Genomic DNA, 18,991 nt, shown 5'->3' with positions numbered 1-18,991 from the left:
TGGTGGAATCTCCGGTTTTCGGGGGATCACACGGCGACTGCTCAGCGACCCCCGGCGACTTCGATCGTTCGCGCCAGACCGAGCACCGCGAAGTAGCATCCAACCGTCAGGAAGAGACCGAACAGCAGCCAGCCAAAGAGCGTCGTGCCGAGTCCGGGGTCGCGAAACAGCGGCCCGACGAAGTGATAGCCCCCCACCGCGAGGAGCGTGCCCGCCGTGATGAACAGCGATGCGCGCCAGTACGCGCCGTACTCCTCGGGTGACCGGTTCATGTGCCCGCCGACGGCGTGTGGTCACAAAATCGTTGCCCTCCGGCGGTGCCGCAGGGGTCCAGTGGTTCTGTATCAACGTTTTCCAACAGCCGGCCTCCGGGTCGGACTACAGTGTGCCTGTCTTCGAAATCCTGGCTCGGACCAGTGGTTATTCACTATCCGAGCTATTACTCTTCTCTGTTGGATGATTGAGCCTCTCTCCTCACTTGTAACCCAGTTGCCCCTGTTTGAGATATATCTGACTGCATTTACAGCAGCGGCGCTCATCTGCGTTGTCAGTATTCGTCGCGCTCGTCGGATTGCCGACCGTGACACCCGCCGCAGTCTTGTTGCCCTGCTGGCGACGAGCGGGCTGTGGGCGGCGTTTCACGTGGGATATCTCGTCGGGCCGACAGCCAGGATTCAGTATGGGTTCTACATGCTGGGGCTGATCGTCGGGCTCGCAACGGTTGGGCCATGGCTCTACTTCTGTTCGGCCTACACCGGACGGGCACTCCACCACAGCCGAACGTATCAGAGAATCGCCATTGCTGTCTATCTCGGTATCGTCACGGTGAAGGTCACGAACCCAGTCCACGGGCTGTATTTTACCGCGGCGATGACAACCGACCCGTTTTCACATCTGATGATCCAGCACGGCGTGATCCACTGGCTGTCGATGGGGCTGGCCTACTCGCTTGCCGTCGTCGGGATCTTCATGCTGTTTGAGCTGTTTGCACAGGTCGATTACGACACCAGACCGTTTGTCGTTCTTGTCGGACTGACCGCGCTGCCGGTTACGTTCGATATTGGTGGCTTCGTGTATCCACAACTGGTGGATCTAACCTACTCGGCACTCGGTGTTGCGCTCTTTTCGGTCGGCGTGCTGTACGTGTACATGGACCGTTTCGAGACGATCCAGCTGGCCGGTCGGTACGACGACCCGGTGATTGTGATCGGTGATGACCTCGAAATCCGAGATTACAATCGGCGCGCGGAAACACTGTTCCCGGAGCTGAGGGCCGCTATTGGGAAGAACCTGGAGCAAGAACTCCCGGATCTGGCAGCCGGCATCACGACCGAAACGGTAATCGAACGACAACAGGATGGCGAGACCAGATACTATCAGCCAAAAACCAACCCATTCAGTGCGAGCCAGGCCAACCTCGGCCAGTTGATCATCTTCAACGACATCACCGAACAGGAGCGGTATCGCCAGCAGCTCGAAGCACAGAACGATCGCCTCGAATCGTTCACGGGGATGGTCTCTCACGACCTCCGGAACCCGTTGAACGTCGCCCAGGGCAACAGCCAGATCATCAGTGAGCTGTTCGAGGCTGCAAAAAACGAGGATGGCAGCTACGAGCCCCTTGGTACCGAGACGCTGGCAACCATCGATGATGCCGCCGACGCGCTCACGGTGACGCTGGCGCGGATGGAGCGGCTGATCGATGACCTACTCGTACTGGCCCGGGAAGGACAGTTGATTGACGAGACCGGGCCGGTGTCGTTGAGGACTGTCGCTCAGGACGGCTGGCAGATGATTGACCAGCGCGAGGCGACGCTCGTAGTGGAGGAGAACCCGACGATCACTGCCGATCCTGACCGCTTGCAACAACTCTTGGAGAACCTGTTTCGGAACGGCATCGAACACGGTGGGAAGGATGTAACGATCCGGGTCGGTGCGCTGGCGGACGACACCGGCGTGTATATCGAGGATAACGGCCCCGGTATCCCCGAGGATATCAGAGATGAGGTCTTCGAGTCAGGGGTTACCACCAATCAGGATGGAACCGGCTTTGGGCTCGCGATCGTCGGTGAAATCGTCACGGCTCACGGCTGGACGATCGAGTGTACCGAAAGCGAATCCGGCGGCGCACGGTTCGAGATTACAGTTGAGGTGATCGAGTGATCCCCGCTGAGTTGTGTGGAAGACTCCCGGCAGTCGGCGGGGAATCTGGACGGAGAACTGCTGAACAGGGCCACAACCCGAGTCAGTCGTCGATCGCGGCGTCAACACCTGCGACGAGTTGTCCCGCTACTCGGCCCGCCGTGACATGCTCGACGCGCGCCGCCTCAAAGACCTGCCGGGCGCTCTCGGCAGCCTCGACATCGACGTCGAAACCGATGCCATCCGGCAGCGCATCGCTCGGGCCGTAGGTCACCCCTGCGAGCACCAGGGGCTGGGCTGGCGCGGGGGCAACGCCGCGGGGTCCGTCCAGCGGCTCCTCAGCAAGCACGCGCTCGACATCCCCAAGCGGGCGCTTGTCCCGTGCTACCGCGGCGACCAGTGAGACGAGTCGTCGGACGAGCTGGCGGGCGAACCCGCCCGCTGAAACCGTCAGGACGAAAAACGGACCGTCGACGGCGAGGTGGACCTGGAGCGTCCTGACGGTCCCGTCGTCGTCGGGCGTCAGGTTGTGGAAGTCGTGGCCACCCGAGAGCCGTTGAATGGCTTCACGCGCCAGTGCGGCGTCCGCTTCGGGCGCGTGCAGGTGGTACGTGTACCGGCGCTGGGTCGCGTGATGAGTCGCGTGAAATCCGTCCGGAACGTCGGAGCTTGCCCACGCCCGGACGGTCGCGGGGAGTTCGCTGTTCAGCGCGGCGGGCGAGAGCCAGTCTGGAGCCTCGAACGCGATGGTCTGGGCGAGCGCGGAGACGCCCGCGTCGGTGCGGCCCGCCGCCGCGTAGCTCGCCGGTTTCTCCCCAGTGAAGACATCGAGCGCATCCAGGGCGTCGAAAATAGCGTCCTCGACGGTCGGGACGTCGGGCTGGCGCTGGAAGCCGTAGTAGGGGCGACCGTCGTAGGCGATCCGATATGCGCGCATCACCGCACCGTTCCGGCGGAAACGGTTTGGCCGTTGCGGTGGGCGGTCACGCACCCGCGTCCGGAAGTGTATAATAGATGCATCAGAGAAAATCACGTGTGAAACAGATCGAGGGAACCATTCTGACGGGGCGGTCGTTCGAGCCGGTTCGTGGACGTGTTCTCGTCGAGGATGGACGGATCACGGCGGTCGAAGAGACGTCCGTCGATTCGACGGATATCGTGGTGCCGTCGTTCGTCAACGCACACACCCACCTCGGGGATTCGATCGCGAAGGAGGCGGCGGTCGGGCTCTCCCTGACCGAGGCGGTCGTTCCGCCCGACAGCCTGAAACACCGACGACTGGCCGCTGCCGATCGTGACGAACACGTCAGGGCGATCGGCCGGACCCTCCGCTTTATGGAGCGGACGGGGACCGCATCGGTGCTCGATTTCCGGGAGTTCGGCATCGAGGGCGCACGCGTGTTGCGCGAGGCTGCAGTGGACAGACGGATCGAGCCGTTCATTTTCGGGAGCGAGGAGCCGGCGGTGCTCGACTACGCCGACGGCTACGGAGCCAGCGGTGCGAACGATGAGGACTTCGAGGAACGGCGGGCGGCAGTCGCGGCGACCGGAAAGCCCTTCGCCATCCACGCGGGTGAACCCGACGCGACGGATATCCATCCCGCATTGGATCTCGAGCCGGAGCTGCTCGTCCACATGGTCCACGCCGAGGAGGAACACCTCGAACGGGTCGCAGAACAGGAGGTCCCGATCGCCGTCTGCCCACGGGCTAACGCCGTCCTCGACGTCGGCAAAGCGCCGCTCTCGGAACTACTCGCTCACACGACCGTCGCGCTCGGGACCGACAACGTGATGCTCAACCAGCCGTCGATGTTCCGGGAGATGGCCTTTACTGCGAAAACGTTCGACGTGAGCACCCGGGACGTGCTCCGGATGGCGACGGTCAACGGCGCGGAGATCACGGGCCGCAACTGCGGATGTATCGAACCGGGCCGGGAGGCATCGATGGTCGTTCTCGACGGCGACTCGGACAACCTCTCCGGCACCGAGGATCCCGTCCGGGCAGTCGTCAGACGGGCGACCGAACTGGACGTCGCGGACACGATCATACGGGGCGAATCGGTCGAGTGATCGCTCTCCCAAGCGTCGTCCCCGATCCTCCCCAGAGAGTTATTAATATTGCATTCTTTGTTAGCAACTTCTTTCAACCTGTGGAGCGTGCAGGGTGTTGTATGACTGACACAGCCGAGGAGACGGCCGACGAGCGCACAGGCCAGCAGAAGGAGTGTCGCGCGACAGGTCGCACGGACGGTCTGATCGGCACGTACGACATCTGGCTCTGTCGGCAGTCGTTCCGCGAGATGGCCCGTGATATGGGCTTTCGCAAGTACGACTAGCGCCGGGCCGATCCCACGTATTCGACCGCCGCTTCGGGGGAGTCGACCGCCTCGACACCCTCGATGTCGTGAGTATTCAGCCCGGCGACGGGCAGGCCAGCATTGAGCGCGAGTGCGATCTCCGAGAGCGTTCCCATGTTGCCGTCGATAGCGATCGCGGCGTCGCCATTGAGCACAACGAGGGCGTTCCGGGCATCACCCAGTCCGGTCGCGATCGGCGTCGTGACGTACTCGTTGGCGGCGTCACGGTGTTCGCCGGGCAGGATCCCGATCGTCTCGCCGTCGGCCTCGCGTGCGCCCCGACAGACCGCTTCCATCACGCCGGTCAGGCCGCCGCAGACGACGGTGTGGCCGCGTTCCGCCAGCAGTTGTCCGAGTCGTTGCGCCCGCTCGTACGTGGGCGTGTCGACGGTGCTCCCGCCGATGACGCTCACTCGCATACGCGGACCAACACGGTCCGGGCACATACGTTCTACTCACTGCGCTCGTACGCCCCCTCTTTCTGTAACTCGCCGTGTCGCCGCAGGATTTCGGGCGTCCGGCAGACGCCGGGTGCGCCGGTGGCCTGTGGCACCGTACAATTGTTACAGCTCTCACAGAGCACCCGCGAGTCCGGGTCGGCGTCGAGCAGGCGTGCGGGAAGCCGTGGCTCGGCGTAGAAGGGTCGGGCCATTCCGACCGCATCACAGGCCGGCCCGGTGCCGTTAGCACCGAGCAGTCGCCCGATCTGCTCGCGCTCGCGGATCCCGCCCTCGGCGAGAACCGGCACATCGACACGCTCGCGAACGCGGCGACAGAACGCCTCGTTCCAGCCCGGTTCGAAGTCGAATCGCCGCGCTTGCAAACGGTTAAGCAGGGCAACTGCGCGGGCGCGGTACCGGCTCCCGAACGCCTCGGTGTAGCCGTCCTGAAACCCCTCGTCGGCCCAGGCGCGCTCTGGGTACTCCCCGCGAACGATGCTCATGTCCCAGAAGGTCGACGTGACGACGGGGACGATGGCGTCGAAGCCGACCACGTCGAGTCGCGCCGCGATGTCGACGCCATCCTCCAGCGTGAGATGCCGCTGGATGGCACGCGGCGCGGCGGTCTCGGCGGGAACTTTAGTCAGGATCGGTACGTCGCCCGCCCGCCGTCGGATCTCGTCGTGGACGAGTTCGAGAAAGCGCGTCCGGTTCCGAAGCGTGCCGCCGAACTCGTCGTCTCGTCGGTTGTAAAACGGGGAGAGGAACTGCTGGATGATCCCCATGTTCGCGCCCGCCAGGTGGATGGCGTCGTACCCCGCATCGACGGCATAGCCCGCCGAGCGGCCGAAGTCGGCGGCGAGCGCGTACACCTGCTCGGTCGTCATCACGTCGGGATCGTAGGAGACGACGCCGAGCCGGTCGAGCGCGCGCAGTTGCCACGGTGGCTTCGAGACCGCGAGCTGTGAGAGTCCGGGATGGTCGGCGCGGTAGCCCGCGTGCCACGTCTCCATGCTTCGCAGGCCGCCGTATTCGAGCTGGATCGCAATCCGCGCGCCGTGGTCGTGGATGCGATCGGTGAGGTTCGCCAACCCGGCCACAAATTCGGGGTCGTGAACCCGGGTCATCCCCGGCGCGGCACAGCCGCCCTCCCCGCGGACGATCGTCGCACCCTGACAGAGCAGGCCCGCACCCGAAGCCGCACCCGGTTCGAGGTCGGCGATCAGTTGCTCGACTGCATCTGGGCCGTTTCCCGCGCATTCGAGCAGCGGCGCGCGATAGAGGCGGTTCCGCAGGGTCAGGTCGCCGATCGTCAGGGAGTCCTCCAGTCGCGCCATCTGGTACTGCTAGCGCCGCGAACGGCTTCAATGCGAGGGGAGGCCGGGGCAGGACCACCGGACAGAACACAGTGCCAGGAAGCAAGCCCCTTAACGACCCCGTCCCAAGGGAAAATATGGACAGACGCGAACCGCCACAGACCGACGAGGGCTGGTACGTGCTGCACGATCTGCGGACGATCGACTGGGACGCCTGGACCGAGGCCGCGCCGGCCGAGCGCGAGCGCGCGCTCGATGCTGGTGTCGAGTATCTCGAAGCGGCCGAAGCCGTCGAGGACGCCGACGAGGGGGCCTCTGCGGTGTTCACCGTCCTCGGCCACGAGGCCGACCTCATGCTGTTGCACCTCCGGCCGACACTCGCGGATCTGGACACGCTGGAACGCCAGTTCGAGACGACTGCCTTCGCACGCTTTACCGAGCATACTGGCTCGTACGTCTCCGTCACCGAGGCGTCGGGCTACACCGGTGCGGAGGCGTACTTCGACCCCGAGCAGGAGGCCGATCCGGGCATCAAAAACTACATCGAGTCCCGGCTGTATCCGAGCCTGCCGGACGCCGATTTCGTCTCCTTTTACCCGATGGACAAACGGCGCGGGCCGGATCACAACTGGTACGATCTGTCCTTCGAGGACCGTGCTGAGTTGATGTCCGGCCACGGCGATATCGGGCGCTCGTACGCGGGGAAAGTCAGCCAGATCATCTCCGGGAGCGTCGGACTCGACGACTTCGAGTGGGGCGTTACCCTCTTCGCCGACGACCCGACCGACGTCAAGGATCTCCTCTACGAGATGCGTTTTGACCCATCCTCCTCACGCTACGCGGAGTTCGGGCCGTTCTACTCGGGGCGACGGTTCAGCCCGACAGAGCTCGACGCCGTGCTGGCCGGGGACCCGGTCGGCGTCGACGACGCGGATGAGACAGGAATCAGCGACGAGGGGGCGGCGACCCCCGCGGATGCGGAGGCCGAACACGGGGACGCGGTCTCAGCGGATGCGGACGACGGCAACGGCCGCGACGTGCCGAGCGAACTCGATCGGCTCGGCGTCTCGCTACCCGACAAGGGGGTCGCACTCGTCGTCTACTCCGACGGGCGGACCGAGGAGGTTGACGAGGAAGTCGAGGGACTGCGCGGGAACTTCGAGCATTACGACTCCCATCTGGGCACCGAGGTCGTCGCCGACGGCGAGGACACCGCGGTCGTCAGCGGCTGGGAGACCGACCGGGCCGCGGGCATCGCCAGCGGCTTCCTCGAAGAGCTACCCGGAGTCACCGGCTACCTGCAGGGCAGCCTCGACGGCGGGGAAAGCGAGTTCCACCCCGTCGGCGAGGGCGAAGACATGGCAGGCGATCAGGGTGACGAGGACGGCGACGACGGGGACGCCCACAGCGGGTCCGACGAGGACGCCGCGGGCATCCGCGAGGAGCTCGATAACCGTGGTATCTATGCGGGCCAGCCCCACGGCGAGGACGTCTACGCTCTGGTGCTGTATTCGGCGGCCGACGTCGAGGAACTCCGCGAGGAGGTCGATAGCCTGAGCGACGGCTTCGACCGTTACGACACTCACGTCAAGACGGCGGTCTACGAGACAGCCGACGCCGACCCGGCAGTGGTCAGCATCTGGGAGACCGAAGACGCCGCCAACACCGCGAGCGACTACCTGTCGGACCTCCCTGACATCGTCCGGCAGGCGGGCGACGATGCCGACACCTTCGGCACGATGGGAATGTTCTACACAGTCAAGCCCGAACACGAGGATGACTTCGTCGAGAAGTTCGACACCGTCGGCGACCTGCTGGCGGAGATGGACGGTCACCGACAGACCGACCTCTACGCGAACGTCGAGGACGACTGCGACATGTTCATCGCGAGTCGCTGGGACACGAAAGAGGACTGCATGGAGTTCTTCCGCAGTGACGCCTTCAGTGACACTGTCGACTGGGGCCGGGACGTACTGGCGGACCGGCCACGTCACGTCTTCCTGGCCTAGACGACGGTACTCGTTTTTCACCGAGCCCGTCGTACCCGTCGTGTGAGTCTGTTCGGCGAGTTCCACGTGCCAGCCGAATCGTTTGCCCTCTATCAGACGTTACAGGCGCTTCCGGACGTCCGTCGACGAGAGAACAAACCATTTAGTTCTAGAAAGTGAATCTCCGGGCAATGAGTCAGGACAGGGACGACCGAACATACTACGTCATCAGTGATCTCCACATCGGGGGCGATGAACAGTTAGAACACGTCGACTTTCTCGACGAGTTGATAGACTTTCTTGAACGGCTCGAACAGACCGAAGAGGACGCCGAGCTGATTATCAACGGCGACGCCTTCGGCCTCTGGGAGTTCACCACGATCGAGGGGATCCAGAAATTCGATGCCCTCGAAGCGAGCTATCCCGAGCTGTTCGAGCAGTTCCGTGCGACCGGCGAGACGATGCCGATCACGATACTTCCCGGGAACCACGACCACGAGCTGGCCGCCTACGAGGAGTACATCGACCGGTTCGCCGAGTACAACATCACCCTCAAACAGGAGCTCTCGGCTACCCGACCCGTTGGCGATCGAACGATTCATTTCGAGCACGGCCACCAGCAGGACCCGAACAACCGGATCGACGACTTCGGAAACGAACACGCAACGCCGCTTGGCTACTTCTACAACACCCAGGTGACGAGCCGGGCGGGCCAGCTATCCGATCGCGGTCGGTTCAACTGGCTCAAGGATGTGCAGGCGGTGACGCCGACCGAACGGATGCCCAACTGGCTCATCTCGAAGTACTTTTATCGTGAGATGAACCCGTTCCTGCGCTATGCCGTCGTTCCGTTCCTGTTGCTGTTCAACATCAGCGTGATCCTCGCCGTACTCGCGGGGCTGGACCTCGCCGGAATCTGGTCGATGCCGGTCGAGCGGACACAGGCGATCCTCAGCCAGTTCGGGCTGGCCGGGACCGCGGCGTACATGATACTCTGGCTCAACGCCATCGTCGCGGGGCTACTCTTGCTGATCGGCATCCCACTGTACGTCTTCATCCGGGACGTCAGGCAGACGATCGACCGATTCGGCGTCTTCGAGACGCCACTGACCGTCGATCCGGAGGAACCCTACGTCGAGGCGGCCCGGGACGTCTTCGAGGAGCGCCCGGAGACGGCAGTCTTCTGTTATGGGCACACCCACCGACCGGGGATCAGAGAGGTCGACGACCGGCTGCTGGTCAACACCGGGACGTGGCTCAAACGCCTTCATCGCCGTGACGTCGCCGGACGCCTCATTCCCCCGGTGTTCGCCCCGAGCTACCAGATCCCGGTCGTTCGGATCGAGGCCACCGAGGAGGGCGTGGCGGTCGAGTACGAGGAGATCGAGAAGGACAACCCACGCAAGGAAGAGCTCACCCTCACAGAGCGGTTCCTGACGCGGAGCCGGGAGCCGAACCCGGAGCTCCCCGATCGGACGGTCGTTTCTGACGCGACTGTCTCGGGCGATCCGGAGCGGGCAGAACAGCCAGCGAGCTAGGAGGCGTCGGCCTGCTCGGGCTCCGGTCGCCGCACGTTGATATCCCCGTTCGTCGTCACGCTAACGACGAGCGACGCCGTCACTTCTCTGCCGACCACCGCGTCGCCCGCGGCGTCGCTAACCGCTTTCATCAGATCCGGTGCGGATTGGGTGACCTTGACGTTTGCGTCGTCGCAGGCGTCGTAGACACGATCGGGCACGTCGTACAGGTCCGTCTCGGCATCGATCCGGACCCGGACCGGGGCCTGTAACGCTTCGGCGAACGCGATCGTCTCGTGGGACTTTCGGATGTTCTCTCGCGCACTCGACTCGATACTGGAGACGTTCGCCCGCGAGGTGCCGAGTCGCTCGGCGATCTCCGACTGGGAGCGTCCGCGTTCGCGGAGTGTCAGCACCTCCGCCTGTCGGCGCGTGAGGACGTTTTCGTCCCCGTCGAAGCCGATACTGTCGAGTAGTTCGTCGACGTCGAGCGCCTCGTTCTCGCTCATCGTCCACCTCTACTGTGGCGATCGGCAGGACGACCGGTCTCGGACGGGAACGTACTATCGAACGGCATTAGCGGTGTTTGGCCCCCCACTCGCAAAAAAGCACCTGGACGTGGCGTCGCGGCACGCGAGACGTTGACCACGATAGTGACCCTTGCCGCCTGGGCCACGTTTAGGCTCTCCGGGCCCCTAATCGGATGTATGGACGACAGTACCGCGGTCGTGACGGGCGCAACGAGTGGAATCGGGCGAGCGGTCGCCGCCGCCTGCGCGGACGAGGGCGCACACGTCGTCGCCTGTGCGCGCGATGCCGATGAGATCGCCGACGTGGTAGCCGAGATCGAGGCCAGCGGGGGGACGGCAACCGGCGTCCGCGCCGACGTCCGTGACGAGTTTGACGTCGAACGGCTGGTCGAAACCGCCGCACGGGTTGCCGGTGATGGCATCGAGTATGTGTTCGCAAACGCCGGTGTGTTTCACGGGAGCCCCGGCGACGAACCGATCGACGCGGAGAGTTACAGCACATACGACGACCATCTGCGAACGAACGGTAGAGGAGTCTTCGCGACGATCAAAGAGGCGAAGCCGCATCTGACCGACAGCGCCCGAGTGATCGTTCCGACCGGCTCGGTCGCCCGTGACGCGAAAGCGGGGATTGGCTCGTATGCGGTCTCGAAGGCGACCGCCGAGGCCGTCGCCCGTGCGTTCGCGGTAGATATCGAGCAGACAGTCGGCTGTGTCGATCCCGGACAGGTCGCCACCGATCTGTCGGGACCGGATGGGCGCGCTCCGGAGGACGTCGCGCCGCTGTTCCTGTGGGCGGCGACAGAGGCCGATCCGGAGGAGCTAGACGGTGCGGTCCTCGGGCTTCGTGAGTGGAAGATGGCGACGCGATGAGGAGCTATAGCTCCCGATCGCTGTCCGGATTGTCCAGTTCCCAGAGCACTTCGGGGAGAAACGCGTCGAGTTCGTCGATGACGCGGCGCTCGCTGACATCGAGGCCCTCGCAATGTTCGTGGGCCGAATCACGGATATCGACGTGAAGCTCGCCGTCCTCGCGCGTCACTGCGAGCGGAAATACCGAACAGCGCGCGGGCTTCCAGTCGTGTTCGGCGTGGAGCGAGCACAGTCCATCCTCGCGCAGGAAATAACAGGCAGCGCCGTCCTCGGCGACGTGCTCGTCTCGGTCTTTCTCCTCGCGTCGGACGAAATCGTGACCGCGAAACTCCGTCGTCGACTCGTTGAGGTTCGCACGTTCGGCGAGGCCCAGAAAATCCCGGTCGTACAGCAGGACGCCGTGCTGACAGCACCAGGTGCAGTCGTCGACGCACTCGAAGGTGAGCTCGGGGTCGAACTCGACGATGACCTCGCGGCCGGGATAGACTTCGACGCGCTGGCCCGTCTGGTCGGTCGACACGGAGGAGTGTTCGGGTGGCGCGGGCAAAAGCGGCACGCATCGGGCGTGTTTTATAGATCGTTCTCGACGAGTGCCTGTCCCGCCGGATCGATCGCCTCATGGCGCGTTGCCAGCCCGGCCAGATGTGGTGCCTCGGGAACGATCAGGGTCTCGGTCGCCAGCTCTACTGCGCTTGCGCTTCCGGGGAGACAGAAAATCGGCACACCCGCTGTGACCCCGGCGAGTGCACGACTCGCCATCGCGCGGGTACCGACTTCCTCGTAGGAGAGCGCGCGGAACAGTTCGCCAAACCCACGGAGACGGCGGTCGATCGTTGCCAGGACCACGTCGGGTGTGACGTCGTCCGACGTGACGCCGGTGCCGCCCGTGGTGACGATCGTGTCAACGTCCTCGCGCGTCAGCAGGGACTCCAGCAGGTCTTCGATACGGTCAGCGTCGTCCGGGACCAGCGCGCGGGCGGTCACGCGATGGCCCGCAGACTCGAACGCCGCTACTGCGGTGTCGCCGCCGGGATCGTCGACCGAGGAGAGGGCGTCAGCGGGGTCGTGCTCGTCGTACGTGGAGGTCGAGACGGTGACGACGGCGACGTACAGCGGATCGATGACGTCATGGCCGTGATCGTCGGTTCCGCGACGGTCGGAACGGTCGAGGCGGTCGGCGGTCATCGTCCACCCTCCAGCGCCGCCGGTTTCGTCTTCCGGACGCCAGAGGCGTCGATCACGAGCTCCTGATCGGTGCGGCGTGGGAACCGGTCGTCGTCCAGTCCCTTGCGTTCACCCTCACGGACGAGCGTCTCGTCGAGCGTGGCGGTGACTGCGGCCTCGTCAAGTCCCTTGCCGATGACGACCAGACGGGTCTCCCGGTCGCCGACGTCGGGGTCCCAGTCGAGATCGTCGCCGCGTCGGTAGATCTCCTGTTTGGACTCCGGGAGGCTGGCGATCCAGCGCCCCTCGGGGACGACTCTGGTCGCCGACCCGGCGAAGCTCGCGGTGAAGGCGTGGCGATCCCGGCCTGCGACCCAGAGGATTCCTTTCATCCGGATAACGCTCGGGGGCAACGACTGGAAGCAGTCGACGAATCGCCCCGGATGTACCGGCTGGCGTCGGTGGTACGTAAACGAGTCCAGTCCGAACGCCTCCGGCGGATGCTCGTGATCGTCGTGGGAGTGGCCGTGATCCTCGTGCGAGTGGTCATCGTGAGAGTGGCCGTGATCCTCGTGCGAGTGGTCATCGTGAGAGTGGCCGTGATCCTCGTGCGAGTGGTCCCCATGCGAGTGCTCCGTACCACTCTCGTCGGTGTCACCGCCGTCAGCGTCGCGCAGGATCTGCTTCCACGCTGCCGAAGACTGTGACTCTTCCTCGTCGAACAGGCCGGTATCGAGGATCTCGTCGGGTGCGACATCGCCGTGGGTCGTCTCGTGGATCGTCGCACGCGGCTGGAGGGACCGAAGCGTCTCGGTGAGAGCCGCACGCTCGTCGGCATCGACCAGATCACATTTGTTGACGAGCAAGACGTCGGCGAGTTCGACCTGTTCGACGAGCAGTTCCGAAATAGGGCGACTCTCGTCAGCCTCGTCGGCCGCGCCGAGAGGCTTCCCCTCGATGACCGTGTCGTGGAACGCGCGGGCGTCGACGACCGTAACGAGCGCGTCGAGGTCATATCTGGGCGCGATCCGGGGCGAGCGGACGAACCGCTCGACGATCGGCGCGGGATCGCTCACGCCGGAGGGTTCGACCAGCAGGTGATCGAACGACGACTCGCCGTCGAGTTCGAGCAGGGCGGCGTCGAGTTCGCCCTGTAGCCCACAGCAGATGCAGCCGTTCGAGAGCTCGGTGATCTCCGAGCCGCCGGAGAGCTCCGAGCGGGACTCGATCAGGTCGGCGTCGACGTTGACCTCGCCCATGTCGTTGACGAGGACGGCCACGTCACGATCCGCCTGGGTTAGCACGCGGTTGACCAGCGTCGTCTTCCCCGCGCCGAGACCGCCGCTGAGCAGGGTCACGGGAACGGCCATCAGTCGTCGGCCAGCGCCAGTTCGCGCTGGTCGTCGGTCCCGAACGGATCCGGAAATCCGGTCCAGTCTTCGTCCATCTCGGCATCGGTGAGCACGCAGTCCTCTAGCGACTCGACGAGCGGGGCCGCATCGAACTCGCGGCCGATGAAGACGAGTTGTGTGCCGCGGTCGCCCCACTCCTCGTCCCAGTCCTCTTCGATACCGGGACGCGCCTGGAAGTACCGTTCCTGCTGGGCGGGCGGCAAGGCGGCAATCCACTGTCCTGCCGGTCCTGCTCGAACCGACGTGCCGGCCTTGTCGATCCCCATCGCCACGTCCTCGCGGCCCGCACTCCAGAAGAAGCCCTTCGCGCGAATGATCTGGGCGGGGAGCTCGGCGAGCAGGTCGGCGATCCGCACGGGGTGGAACGGGCGATCCGCCTCGAACGTGAATGACGTCACGCCGTGTTCTTCCTGTGGGTCGTGATGGTGATCGTGGTTGAGTTCGTGTTTCCAGCCAGCGGACTGGCTGGCGGCGTCGAAGTCGAACAGCCCGGTGTCGAGGATCTGTCCCGGATCGATGCTCCCGTGTTCGGTTCGGATGATCTCCGCGCGGGGCTGGAGCCGTTCGAGCACGGCCTCGATCTCGTCGAGCGCGTCATCGGGCACGAGATCGCACTTGTTGAGCAGGAGGACGTCACAGAACTCGATCTGGTCGAGCAGCGCCTCCTCGGGGACGCGACCGTCTTCGGGGGTGAGTTCGTCGGCTGTCAGCGCCGCCCCGGAATCGAACGCCTCGTAGAAGCTGTGCGCGTTGACGACCGTGACCATCGTGTCGAGTTCGTACGTTCCGGTCGGATCGAACTCGGCGTCCTCGAACCCGCGCGCGAACGTCTGTGCGACCGGGATCGGTTCGCTGATGCCCGAGGACTCGACCAGCAGGTAGTCGAAATCGCGACGCTCCGCGAGGCGGCCGACTTCCTCGAGCATGTCGCCGCGTAGCCGACAGCAGATACAGCCGTTGGACATCTCGATGATCTCCTCGTCGCCCTCCGAGAGCTCCGATTGCTGTTCGACCAGTTCGGCGTCGACGTTGATCTCGCCCATGTCGTTGACGACCACGGCGACGTCGAGGCCGTGCTCCTCGTTGAGAACGGTGTTGAGCGTCGTCGTCTTGCCCGCACCGAGGCTACCGCTGAGTATCGTGACGGGAATCGGTGAGTCTGTCATTTGTCCGTGTGGGGTTAATAATTTAGAACAACTTAGTATTAATCATCCACTAATTACTGCTTCAGACATAACAACCACTATTATCCCCGGCCACAAACGCACCGATATGCCGGTCGTCAGTATCTCGCTGCCGGAGGAACTGCTGGAATCCGTCGATAGCTTCGCCGAGGACCGGGGGTACACGGGCCGAAGCGAAGTGTTCAGACAGAGTGTTCGGGGACTCATCGGGGAGTTCGACGATCCCGAACTTCAGGGTCGGGAGCTGATGGGAACCGTTACCGTGCTCTTCGAGTATGGGAGCTCTGATGTCGAAAACGAGGTGACCCACTTGCGTCACGAGTACGAATCGCTGATCGTCTCGAACGTTCACGGTCACGTCGGCGAGCGCTACTGTATGGAGCTGTTCGTCATCGAGGGGACTATCGAGGATGTGTCCGATGTCGTTTCGGGCGTCCGGACGGTGGACGGCGTGTTGACCGTCGATTACTCGCTTCAGCCGATCGACGATGTTGGTGGAATCCCCAGTCAGTCCTGAGGACTAAAGGTTGCGCAACGAGAGTAGTTTGACACGACCCACACCGTCGAAATCCCGGAGATCGTAGACCAGCTTCCGAATTCGGGCAGCATCCCCCCGACAGAAGACAGTCTCCAGACACCACTCGCCTTCGTGGACGTGACTGGTCGCGTTGATCGCATCCTGGTAGTCGTGTTGGATTCCGTGGAGTTCGCGGATCACCTCTTCGTGTTCGTAATCGAAAACGATCACCGCAGCCACCGATCCCGACATCTCCTCCAGTTTCGAGTGCGCCTCGACGTACTCCTGGATCGCCTCACGAACCGCCCGCGAGCGTGAATCAAACCCCTCGGCCTGCCAGACAGCGTCGAACTCCGCGAGCACGTCTTCGGGAATGTTCAGACTCGTTCGCATATCTGTCGATGGTGCCGAACGGTGTTAGGACCTGTCTTTTTCGGTGTCTCCCCGTGGAGCAAAGTGTGTCATGTGCCAGTTATACAAACAACAATAATACACGTACTAGGAAAATCGAGACATTGGATACATATGGACCTAAGTTTATATTCGAGTTCCCCATTAGTAACAGATACACATGAGCCAGAGCGCCTCGACATCGTGGAGGGACCCGTCAACCTGTCCGTTTTGCGACGCCGAACTCACCGACCCCGGCGCGGGGTTCGTCGACCACATTCACACGAGCACCGAGTGCAAGAGCGAGTTTGACACCTGGCGCTCGAACATTGCGGGCGATATGGGAGGTGAGTGGAGCGGATGAGCCTCGGACGCCCCACTGCGACGACGTACACGCCGAGGCCGCTTCCGAGCGAGATCGAAACGCCGACGGCCAAACTCGTCTACATGGCACTCGACGCCGACGGCCCCCACACCGTCGACGAGCTGAGCGATCGGCTGAACATGCAGAAACTGGTGCTGTTCGAGACGCTCCGAACGCTCGAATCTAAAGGAATCGTTGAAGCTAACGGCGATTGCTGCACCACCCGGTAGCGATAGAACACTGGCGCTCTCTTTTTGACGACAGCGTGGGAACTACGGAGATCACCTAGTAACTCCCCGATAGCCGAGCGGCGACAATTGTTAAGTTTGTTCACCGGTTGATTGCGGGTATGGAACGACGACGATTTCTCGCCGCCGCTGGTGTTGGCGTGACGGGACCCCTCGCAGGCTGCACCGGCGTCCTCGACGACGAGACGGCCCCAGAACGTAATCCCGCGAACGAAGTTACCGACAACATCCGTACCGCCGTCGGGCTGGCAAACACTGCTGCGCTGTCGCTCGACAGTGTCGAAACGGACTTCGAGGATCCGGACAGGATCGAGTTCGATGAGAACGAGCCTCGCGACCGACTTGCCGAGGCCCGAACTGCGCTCGATGACGCCGAAGCCGACGACGATGGAAGCCACGAAACAGAGATCGTAGCCGCTCAGGCGTACGTCGGAATCGTCGAGTCGATGATCGAGATGTTCGTCGAGCTGCTCGACAGTGCGTCCGAACTCGCGGACTCCGACGAGTCGTTCGACCCCGACGATATCGATCGACTCCGGGAGAGTATCACCGGGGCCCGTGATCCGATCGAACGGGCGGTGAGTGCGCGAACGGCGGGCTCCGAGTACCGTGATTCGGCCGACGAGTCAACGCTGACCGACCTCGACGCCGAGTTCGAGACCGTTACCGACGGCTTCGACGAACTCGTTGCCTTCACCGACGGCTTCGACGTGCTAACCACGGGCTACGCGACGCTGCTCGATGGGGTCGAGTACGTTGAGACCGCACAGGAGCAGTTCAGTGCCGAAGAGTACGACGATGCGCGCGGTGGGTTCGCCGATGCAACCGCGGCGTTCGACGCGGCAAATTCGACGTTCACCGACGGTCGGTCCGACGCTCACGAGGAACTCGATGGGGAGTTCGATCGGGCGACAGGCCGCAGCGACTCGCTCTTTCGCCTGTCATCGAGCCACGAGTCAATGCTCGATGGGCGAGAGTTGCTGGAGGACGGCAAAGCGGAGTTCGAAAACGAGGACTTCGAGGCCGCAAGCGCTGCGTTCTCCGGGGCACAGGAGGAGTTCACAGCAGCATCCGAAGCACTCGACGCGGAGCCACGACCCGACGGAGAGTTCGATGCGGAATTCGATCAGGCCCAGTGTCGTGCCGACAATCTCGGTGAGGCCGCCGAGGAGTTCGCGGCCGCGGCCGACGCGGCCGATCAGGGGGATTTCGTCGAAGCGGACCAGCGGTTCGAGGACGGCGAAGATGCGCTTGAAGCGGCCGAAAACTGCTAGAAGTTCCGCCAGACGTCCTCGTCCCAGCTATCGGATGACTCGGAGTCGTCGTCCCCACTGTCCTCATCCCTGGGTGCTTCGCCCGGAGGACTCGTCGCGCCGCCCGCGACGTTGACCGGCTCCTCGGCTTCTGGAAGGTTCAATTTGGGCCAGGCCCCCTCGTCCCAGTCGCCGACCTTGCTGTAGTAGTAGACGACGTTCCCGTTGATGACCGCAAAGAGGTCCCGGCGCCGGTCGTGTACCACTCGTTCTTTCGTGTCGATCGCGACGTCGACCACGTCTTCGAGCGTGTCGAGTTCGATATAGTTGTTGCCGACCCACATCGGGATCGAGCCCGTCGAGATCCAGTCGGCGTACCGACGCCGGTGGATCTCCTGTTTGATCGCCGCGATATCCATCTCCTCGGGATTGGTCGCCCGAACTGTTCCAGCCGCAGTCAGGAAGAACAGTCCGATGAGACTGAACAACGAGACGGCCATCCAGTTCGGCGAGCCGGTCTCCTCGACCGTTCTCGTCGTATCACGGGTCTCCGAGTCGGTCAGGTCCGACTCGAACCAGTAGGCGCGGTCGGTTACCTCCAGCTCACTGCTCGTTGTAAGGTCACCCTCGTAGGTTCCCGTATCGTACTCTGTCCGCAGGTGGATCGTCGTTTCGACGCTCCCCACTCCGGAGAGTCGTTCCTGCAGTTCGGCGAGTCGTTCCTGCAGTTCCTCGACGTCGACCGAGGTAGTCGTGGTCGCGTCGCCGTCCTCGACAGTCGTCTCTTCGGTGATGAGTACCTCCTCCTCGTTCCAGAACACGTCACCGTCACGGGTCCCCTCGATCTGCAGAGTTACCTCGTGGGTTACCGCAGTCCCATCCGGCGCAGACGTCTGGGGTTCGATGTCGACGACTGGTGAGGCCTCGATAAGATACGTCGATCCGTCACTGGAGACGCCACTCCATTCCTCCTCGTCGACGACCTCGGCACTGATCATCCCGGTCGTCTCGATCGACTGCTGGTCAGTCTGCTCGGTCGCGGTCGTGGTCGGTGGCGTCAACGCGATGCCCGCCGCGACGACGAGCGCGATCACTCCGACGACTGCGAGCGCGATCATCAGGTTCCGCCCGTGGTTTGCGATCAGTAGCTTCGCGCGAGGGTCGTCGATCAGTGGCATTGTAATTGGTGTGACAGTCGTCGGTCTCCGGCGTGTTGCACCGTGTTCCGTCGACCGTCGGGCACGAGTCGTTCGTAATACCGCATTCCCATGATATAATTTTGTTGGAAAATCATTG

Annotated in this window: 21 protein-coding genes; 10 read left to right on the top strand and 11 right to left on the bottom strand. The window is 63.5% G+C overall.

The genetic code is table 11. The annotated features are described in order from the left end of the window. Positions 1 to 41 precede the first annotated feature (41 nt). On the bottom strand, positions 42 to 272 hold the full coding sequence (locus AArcS_RS02035; protein ID WP_238478759.1) for a hypothetical protein: 231 nt from the start codon (positions 270 to 272) through the stop codon (positions 42 to 44). A 184-nt stretch (positions 273 to 456) separates the two neighbouring features. Between AArcS_RS02035 and AArcS_RS02030 the strand changes: the two genes are divergently transcribed. Next, positions 457 to 2,163: an ATP-binding protein gene (locus AArcS_RS02030; RefSeq protein ID WP_238478758.1), complete on the top strand. Its 1,707-nt coding sequence runs from the start codon at positions 457 to 459 to the stop codon at positions 2,161 to 2,163. A gap of 82 nt (positions 2,164 to 2,245) precedes the next feature. Here AArcS_RS02030 and truA read toward each other — a convergent pair whose 3' ends face one another. Next, on the bottom strand, positions 2,246 to 3,079 hold the full coding sequence (gene truA, locus AArcS_RS02025; RefSeq protein ID WP_238478757.1) for a tRNA pseudouridine(38-40) synthase TruA: 834 nt from the start codon (positions 3,077 to 3,079) through the stop codon (positions 2,246 to 2,248). 98 nt (positions 3,080 to 3,177) lie between these two features. On the opposite strand from truA, the gene AArcS_RS02020 reads away from it, so the two are divergent. Continuing rightward, a complete protein-coding gene (locus AArcS_RS02020) occupies positions 3,178 to 4,212 on the top strand; it encodes an amidohydrolase family protein (RefSeq protein WP_238478756.1) in 1,035 nt (344 codons plus the stop codon). Between the two features lie 101 nt (positions 4,213 to 4,313). After that, positions 4,314 to 4,478: a 30S ribosomal protein S14 gene (locus AArcS_RS02015; RefSeq protein ID WP_238478755.1), complete on the top strand. Its 165-nt coding sequence runs from the start codon at positions 4,314 to 4,316 to the stop codon at positions 4,476 to 4,478. Here AArcS_RS02015 and AArcS_RS02010 read toward each other — a convergent pair. Continuing rightward, positions 4,475 to 4,918: a TIGR00725 family protein gene (locus AArcS_RS02010; protein WP_238478754.1), complete on the bottom strand. Its 444-nt coding sequence runs from the start codon at positions 4,916 to 4,918 to the stop codon at positions 4,475 to 4,477. The genes AArcS_RS02015 and AArcS_RS02010 overlap by 4 nt on opposite strands. Before the next feature lie 32 nt (positions 4,919 to 4,950). After that, positions 4,951 to 6,276, bottom strand: a complete 1,326-nt coding sequence (locus tag AArcS_RS02005; protein ID WP_238478753.1) for an oxidoreductase — start codon at positions 6,274 to 6,276, stop codon at positions 4,951 to 4,953. Between the two features lie 116 nt (positions 6,277 to 6,392). On the opposite strand from AArcS_RS02005, the gene AArcS_RS02000 reads away from it, so the two are divergent. After that, positions 6,393 to 8,264, top strand: coding sequence for a heme-binding protein (locus AArcS_RS02000; RefSeq protein ID WP_238478752.1), 1,872 nt, complete (start codon positions 6,393 to 6,395; stop codon positions 8,262 to 8,264). 170 nt (positions 8,265 to 8,434) lie between these two features. After that, complete coding sequence (locus AArcS_RS01995) at positions 8,435 to 9,781, top strand: metallophosphoesterase (protein WP_238478751.1); 1,347 nt, start codon at positions 8,435 to 8,437, stop codon at positions 9,779 to 9,781. Here the strand turns inward: AArcS_RS01995 and AArcS_RS01990 are convergent. Further along, entirely contained in the window at positions 9,778 to 10,269 is a 492-nt protein-coding gene (locus tag AArcS_RS01990) for a Tfx family DNA-binding protein (RefSeq protein ID WP_238478750.1), read from the bottom strand. The genes AArcS_RS01995 and AArcS_RS01990 overlap by 4 nt on opposite strands. A gap of 198 nt (positions 10,270 to 10,467) precedes the next feature. Between AArcS_RS01990 and AArcS_RS01985 the strand changes: the two genes are divergently transcribed. Then, positions 10,468 to 11,163, top strand: a complete 696-nt coding sequence (locus AArcS_RS01985; RefSeq protein WP_238478749.1) for an SDR family NAD(P)-dependent oxidoreductase — start codon at positions 10,468 to 10,470, stop codon at positions 11,161 to 11,163. 4 nt (positions 11,164 to 11,167) lie between these two features. On the opposite strand, the gene AArcS_RS01980 is transcribed toward AArcS_RS01985, so the two are convergent. From AArcS_RS01980 to AArcS_RS01965, 4 genes are read right to left on the bottom strand one after another with little or no spacing between them, the layout of a single operon-like run. Then, on the bottom strand, positions 11,168 to 11,683 hold the full coding sequence (locus AArcS_RS01980) for a hypothetical protein (protein WP_238478748.1): 516 nt from the start codon (positions 11,681 to 11,683) through the stop codon (positions 11,168 to 11,170). Positions 11,684 to 11,733: 50 nt separating this feature from the next. Next, positions 11,734 to 12,348 (bottom strand): MogA/MoaB family molybdenum cofactor biosynthesis protein, encoded by a 615-nt coding sequence (locus AArcS_RS01975; RefSeq protein ID WP_238478747.1) that lies wholly within the window; start codon positions 12,346 to 12,348, stop codon positions 11,734 to 11,736. Further along, positions 12,345 to 13,697 (bottom strand): CobW family GTP-binding protein, encoded by a 1,353-nt coding sequence (locus tag AArcS_RS01970; RefSeq protein ID WP_238478746.1) that lies wholly within the window; start codon positions 13,695 to 13,697, stop codon positions 12,345 to 12,347. The genes AArcS_RS01975 and AArcS_RS01970 overlap by 4 nt, the downstream gene beginning before the upstream one ends. Continuing rightward, entirely contained in the window at positions 13,697 to 14,905 is a 1,209-nt protein-coding gene (locus tag AArcS_RS01965; RefSeq protein ID WP_238478745.1) for a GTP-binding protein, read from the bottom strand. Before AArcS_RS01965 ends, AArcS_RS01970 begins: the two co-directional genes overlap by 1 nt. Positions 14,906 to 15,011: 106 nt before the next feature. Between AArcS_RS01965 and AArcS_RS01960 the strand changes: the two genes are divergently transcribed. Further along, a complete protein-coding gene (locus AArcS_RS01960; protein ID WP_238478744.1) occupies positions 15,012 to 15,440 on the top strand; it encodes a CopG family ribbon-helix-helix protein in 429 nt (142 codons plus the stop codon). A gap of 3 nt (positions 15,441 to 15,443) precedes the next feature. On the opposite strand, the gene AArcS_RS01955 is transcribed toward AArcS_RS01960, so the two are convergent. Then, positions 15,444 to 15,833 carry a CopG family ribbon-helix-helix protein gene (locus AArcS_RS01955; protein ID WP_238478743.1) on the bottom strand — a complete coding sequence of 130 codons (390 nt, stop codon included), beginning with the start codon at positions 15,831 to 15,833 and terminating at the stop codon, positions 15,444 to 15,446. A 178-nt stretch (positions 15,834 to 16,011) separates the two neighbouring features. Between AArcS_RS01955 and AArcS_RS01950 the strand changes: the two genes are divergently transcribed. The 3 genes from AArcS_RS01950 (at position 16,012) to AArcS_RS01940 (ending at position 17,716) form a co-directional block, all read left to right on the top strand. Continuing rightward, positions 16,012 to 16,194, top strand: a complete 183-nt coding sequence (locus tag AArcS_RS01950; protein WP_238478742.1) for a DUF7501 family protein — start codon at positions 16,012 to 16,014, stop codon at positions 16,192 to 16,194. Next, complete coding sequence (locus tag AArcS_RS01945) at positions 16,191 to 16,424, top strand: helix-turn-helix domain-containing protein (RefSeq protein ID WP_238478741.1); 234 nt, start codon at positions 16,191 to 16,193, stop codon at positions 16,422 to 16,424. The genes AArcS_RS01950 and AArcS_RS01945 overlap by 4 nt, the downstream gene beginning before the upstream one ends. A 119-nt stretch (positions 16,425 to 16,543) precedes the next feature. Beyond that, the gene (locus AArcS_RS01940) at positions 16,544 to 17,716 is read left to right on the top strand and encodes a hypothetical protein (RefSeq protein ID WP_238478740.1); all 1,173 of its coding nucleotides are present in this window, start codon (positions 16,544 to 16,546) and stop codon (positions 17,714 to 17,716) included. On the opposite strand, the gene AArcS_RS01935 is transcribed toward AArcS_RS01940, so the two are convergent. Then, positions 17,713 to 18,873: a DUF5305 domain-containing protein gene (locus AArcS_RS01935; RefSeq protein WP_238478739.1), complete on the bottom strand. Its 1,161-nt coding sequence runs from the start codon at positions 18,871 to 18,873 to the stop codon at positions 17,713 to 17,715. The two genes, AArcS_RS01940 and AArcS_RS01935, sit on opposite strands and share 4 nt — an antisense overlap. Positions 18,874 to 18,991: the final 118 nt, after the last annotated feature.

The organism is Natranaeroarchaeum sulfidigenes (assembly GCF_017094485.1).
In the GTDB taxonomy this organism is placed as follows: Archaea; Halobacteriota; Halobacteria; order Halobacteriales; family Natronoarchaeaceae; genus Natranaeroarchaeum; species Natranaeroarchaeum sulfidigenes.
Note: the sequence above shows the minus strand (reverse complement) of the source record. Positions and strands in the feature narration are given on the sequence as shown.